General features: G+C 47.8%; 6 protein-coding genes. 5 read left to right on the plus strand and 1 reads right to left on the minus strand.

Features of this window, described 5'->3' with window-relative positions:
* The 5 genes from FPL27_RS19950 to FPL27_RS19900 form a co-directional block, all read left to right on the plus strand.
* The coding region (locus FPL27_RS19950; protein ID WP_221936633.1) for a hypothetical protein at window positions 1-204 on the plus strand (204 nt) is incomplete at its 5' end.
* A 372-nt stretch (window positions 205-576) separates the two neighbouring features.
* Entirely contained in the window at window positions 577-1,704 is a 1,128-nt protein-coding gene (locus FPL27_RS19620) for a hypothetical protein (protein ID WP_143962941.1), read from the plus strand.
* Between the two features lie 57 nt (window positions 1,705-1,761).
* The gene (locus tag FPL27_RS19895; RefSeq protein WP_185974431.1) at window positions 1,762-1,938 is read left to right on the plus strand and encodes a hypothetical protein; all 177 of its coding nucleotides are present in this window, start codon (window positions 1,762-1,764) and stop codon (window positions 1,936-1,938) included.
* A gap of 54 nt (window positions 1,939-1,992) precedes the next feature.
* On the plus strand, window positions 1,993-4,191 hold the full coding sequence (locus FPL27_RS19625) for a T9SS type A sorting domain-containing protein (protein WP_143962942.1): 2,199 nt from the start codon (window positions 1,993-1,995) through the stop codon (window positions 4,189-4,191).
* 119 nt (window positions 4,192-4,310) lie between these two features.
* The gene (locus tag FPL27_RS19900) at window positions 4,311-4,463 is read left to right on the plus strand and encodes a hypothetical protein (RefSeq protein WP_185974348.1); all 153 of its coding nucleotides are present in this window, start codon (window positions 4,311-4,313) and stop codon (window positions 4,461-4,463) included.
* A gap of 234 nt (window positions 4,464-4,697) precedes the next feature.
* Here FPL27_RS19900 and FPL27_RS20180 read toward each other — a convergent pair whose 3' ends face one another.
* A complete protein-coding gene (locus tag FPL27_RS20180; protein ID WP_262712081.1) occupies window positions 4,698-4,823 on the minus strand; it encodes a hypothetical protein in 126 nt (41 codons plus the stop codon).
* Between the last annotated feature and the right edge of the window lie 460 nt (window positions 4,824-5,283).

The raw sequence follows: 5,283 nt of genomic DNA on the forward strand, positions 1-5,283 counted from the left end.
CCAGCGTACACCTATATCTTCAGCCCTGCGGGACCGACGGTGGGAGCCGGCGGGGAGATCACCGGCTTCACCACCGGCGTGACTTACACCGTGACGGCCACCAGCGGCGACGAGTGCGTGAGCCCTGCCTCTGCTGAGTTCACGATCGTAATAACTTCGTATAGCATACATTATACGAAGTTATACGAGGATCGTAATTCGTGATCGTGGCACTGCCCGGCTCCTCGCACGTCGGAACCACAACAACAACCACAGGCTGAACAGGGGCTCGTAATAACTTCGTATAGCATACATTATACGAAGTTATACGAGGATCGTAATTCGTGATCGTGGCACTGCCCGGCTCCTCGCACGTCGGAACCACAACAACAACCACAGGCTGAACAGGGGCTCGTAATAACTTCGTATAGCATACATTATACGAAGTTATACGAGGATCGTAATTCGTGATCGTGGCACTGCCCGGCTCCTCGCACGTCGGAACCACAACAACAACCACAGGCTGAACAGGGGCTCGTAATAACTTCGTATAGCATACATTATACGAAGTTATACGAGGAAGCCCCTGTTCAGCCTGTGGTTGTTGTTGTGGATCCGACGTGCGAGGAGCCGGGCAGCGCCACGATCACGAATTACGATGCTGCCTACACCTATATTTTCAGTCCTTCGGGACCGACGGTTGGAGCAAACGGCGAGATCACCGGTTTTATCACAGGAGAGTCTTATACCGTAACGGCCACCAATGAGGACGAGTGTATTAGTGTAGCCTCTGCACCGTTTATGATACAAGAAGCCGAGGAAGCCCCTGTTCAGCCGCTGGTTGTTGTTGTGGATCCGACGTGCGAGGACCCGGGCAGTGCCACGATCACGAATTACGATCCAGCCTACACCTATATCTTCAGCCCTGCGGGACCGACGGTGGGAGCCGGCGGGGAGATCACCGGCTTCACCACCGGCGTGACTTACAATGTGACGGCCACCAATGAGGACGAATGTGTTAGTGTAGCCTCTGCGCCATTTACGATACAGGAAGCCGAGGACGCACCTCCAGCGCCTGAAGTAATCGTGATCCAGCCTACGTGTGAAAACCCCACTGGGACCATCAAGGTCACCTCACCGCGGGGCCGTAAACGTAAATATACCTATAGTATTGGCGGAGCATTCCAGACCAGTCCGGTATTCAACAATGTATTGCCAGGCACTTACCAGGTGACGGTAAAAGGCGCAGACGAATGTATTTCAATGGCCACGGTAGTTGTTATTACAGAACCTCTGGCACCAGCACCGAAAGTAAGCGTGATCCAGCCTACGTGTGAAAACCCCACTGGCACTATCAAGGTCACCTCACCGCGGGGCCGTAAACGTAAAAATACCTATAGCATTGGCGGAGCCTTCCAGACCAGTCCGGTATTCAACAACGTATTGCCAGGCACTTACCAGGTGACGGTAAAAGGCGCAGACGAATGTGTTTCAATGGCCACGGTAGTTGTTATTTCAGAACCTTTGGCACCAGCACCGAAAGTAAGCGTGATCCAGCCTACGTGTGAAAACCCCACTGGCACCATTAAGGTCACCTCACCGCGGGGCCGTAAACGTAAAAATACTTATAGCATTGGCGGAGCATTCCAGGCCAGTCCGGTATTCAACAACGTAATGCCAGGCACTTACCAGGTGTCGGTAAAAGTCGCAGACGAATGTGTTTAAAGTGCCACGGTAGTTGTTATTACAGAACCTCTGGCACCAGCAGCACCACATGTAAGCGTGATCCAGCCTACGTGTGAAAACCCCACGGGCACCATTAATGTCACCTCACCGCGGGGCCGTAAACGTAAAAATACTGATCGCATTGGCGGAGCATTCCAGGCCAGTCCGGTATTCAACAACGTAATGCCAGGCACTTACCAGGTGTCGGTAAAAGTCGCAGACGAATGTGTTTAAAGTGCCACGGTAGTTGTTATTACAGAACCTCTGGCACCAGCACCGAAAGTAAGCGTGATCCAGCCTACGTGTGAAAACCCCACTGGCACCATTAAGGTCACCTCACCGCGGGGCCGTAAACGTAAAAATACTTATAGCATTGGCGGAGCATTCCAGGCCAGTCCGGTATTCAACAACGTAATGCCAGGCACTTACCAGGTGACGGTAAAAGGCGCAGACGAATGTGTTTCAAGTGCCACGGTAGTTGTTATTACAGAACCTCTGGCACCAGCAGCACCAGATGTAAGCGTGATCCAGCCTACGTGTGAAAACCCCACTGGGACCATCAAGGTCACCTCACCGCAGGGCCGTAAACGTAAAAATACCTATAGCATTGGCGGAGCATTCCAGGCCAGTCCGGTATTCAACAACGTAATGCCAGGCACTTACCAAGTGACGGTTAAAGGAGCAGACAACTGTGTGTCATTGGCCAAGGTAGTTGTAATAACAGAACCTCTGGCACCAGCAGCACCGGAAGTAAGCGTGATCCAGCCTACATGTGAAGTATCCACGGGCACCATCAAGGTCACCTCACCTCTGGGACGTAAACGTAAGTATACCTATAGCATTGGTGGAGCATTCCAGACCAGTCCGGTATTCAACAATGTAATGCCAGGCACTTACCAGGTGACGGTTAAAGGAGCAGACAACTGTGTGTCATTGGCCAAGGTAGTCGTAATAAAAGAACCTCTGACACCAGCAGCACCGGAAGTAAGCGTGATCCAGCCTACATGTGAAGTACCCACGGGCAACATCAAGGTCAACTCACCACGGGGCCGTAAATACACCTACAGCATTGGTGGAGCATTCCAGACCAGTCCGGTATTCAGCCAAGTATTGCCAGGCAAATACAATGTGAGGGTTAAAGGAGAAGACAACTGTGTGTCAATGGCCAAGGTAGTTGTTATTGAACAGCCGAAATGTAAATGTGAAGTAATTGCCAAAGCTAAGCCTGTGGTGATACTGAAACTCAACAGTCAAGGCAAGGCAACTCTTACCACTGCCATGGCGGATAACGGTTCCGAAGCATCCTGCGACAATCTCATACTGGAGCTAAGCAAACGCAACTTCACCTGTGAGGATATCGGGAAGACTACTGTCAAACTGATTGCAAGAGACAGCAAAGGAAACAGAAGTGTTACCGAGTTCACGGTAGTGGTAGTGGACGAATCCAAACCAAAAATAAAGGTTGCCAAGAAAGCCTTTGTATGGATGATGAAGAAAGGAGACACCTTCACCATGCCAGACTTTAGGGACAGGGTAGAGGTATCCGATAATTGCGGATATGAACTGACTCAATACCCCGCACCGGGAACCAAATTCAGGAAATCTGAGAATATCTTTGTAAGATTTGAGGCCAAGGATCCTTCAGGAAACAGGGCAACTGACAATTTCAGGTTCAACCTGCTCGTCTTTAAATGTAAAGTAACGAAGAAGAACGGTAGAATTGATGAGGAGTCGGAACTTTCCGATATGCTGGTAGTACCTTGGAACACAGCGTTTAACAAGGTAATTAGCGAAGGCGTCATCTTCGAGGAGGGAAATGATCCTGAATACATCAACAGCCTCAAGTGGCAGATGAACGACTACAATCCGCTCAGACCTGATCTTTACAGGATAACAGCAACTATGGACAACGAAGGCTTCGAAGGCTGGGACAATTCGATTGACATCCCAGTGATCGTACTTGACAAACCTCTTGCAGAAGATATCATGTTGAGCAAGAACAAGGTTTCGATAAAAGTCCAAAGCGGCGAGATCATCGGAAGTTTAAACACCTTGGATCCTGTGGACAATATACATACCTACAGTATGGACGAGCATCCAGATTTCTTTATAGATAGGAATGTCCTTATATGGAAAGGAGCAGGAATACCTGAAGAACAGATGACCGTCACCGTCCACAGCACTGACAGGGCAGGTCAGACCATTAGCAGGGAGCTTACATTACTCAGAGAGCTAGCCAGAGGTGAGATCCTGATCTACCCTAATCCTGCCACCCAGGAAACTAACTTACTGGTCCAACTCTCAAGCGCTGGAACGGTAGGCATCAGGATATTCGATGCCGCTGGCAGACTGGTGTACGAGGAACAGGTACATCAGGAGGGCAACTTTGTCCACAACATTGACCTGAAAGATCTGAGTTCGGGAATGTACCAGGTCATTGTACAATCCGGTAAAGAGGTGATGACCGGCAGGCTGGTGAAAAAGTAACAGTTTCTGGCTTTGAATAATTGGTCAGCCCCTTCCCGAGAGATCTGGAGGGGGTTGTTTTTTTTAAGGGATTTGAAGTACTTGGCAGTGGTTAAATGTAAGATTTACAAATTGTAAAATTGGAGGATGCACAATTAGGTAATAAAGGAGCAGTTTCAGACTTAAATGCAATTATTTTGATGATTGATAAGCAGCTTGCTTTCTGTATTGATCCTTTTGAAGCGTTGGTCATCGGATATCCTTTAGATTCTCGAGGGTTGCTGTTTTGTTAGCCCTGTCAGTTCTGATATGGTGTGGTCTTTTGCCAAAGATCAACATCATGACCTAAAAAAACCATATTTATTTCAACAAGAATTTTTTTTGTTTTGGTAAAAGTGGAAAGTGGGGGAAATATGCAGCATACTAGTTCTAGGCAATAGTCAAATCAGCTTTATCGGTTTCCTCCTATAAGTAGCCTACGTAGTGTTTAATTGTTTAAATATTTATAGCCTAGGCAGTATTTGGAGTCATAGCCCTTCATTATTTACCCCATATGGGTGTAGATTGGCGTAGAAGCTGGAGTCCCCTTCTGGGTGAAGTTTAGAATTGGAGATAATCGTAATTTCCAATTCCTCTAATATAGGAAAGGGCATAGTTGTATTTTAGATTTGATTGTATCCAATTGTAATCTAACTGCTTTACATGGATATTGTGATAGTGGGGATTTTTGTAATTTGTAAGTCATTTTCGCAAATAGTGGGGAACACATCGCTTCCGGTGCATCCTATTCCCTAATATTTCAACCACCACCTATGCGGTAAGGGCTATCAGCAATGATCCCTCCCTTGATACTACAATGGTTACTGCCACGGCAACGTTGGGGTAAAGTTGGGCCTTGACCTTATTCGGGAAAATAGGATTATTCCGCTATTGTTTGAGGTTGAAGGATTGAAGCTCTAAACGTATTAAAGTACGAAATACGAAGTTGGAGGTACGAAGGAATGTCTGTCACGTCCTAAATTTACTTGACACTTTTTTTCTTTCAACTCTCTCCTAAATGCAACACCAGTTTTAGCCGGGGTTCTGTCAAGGCCGGAGCGGAGCGGAGTTCAT

The organism is Litoribacter populi (assembly GCF_007483685.1).
Lineage (GTDB): Bacteria > Bacteroidota > Bacteroidia > Cytophagales > Cyclobacteriaceae > Litoribacter > Litoribacter populi.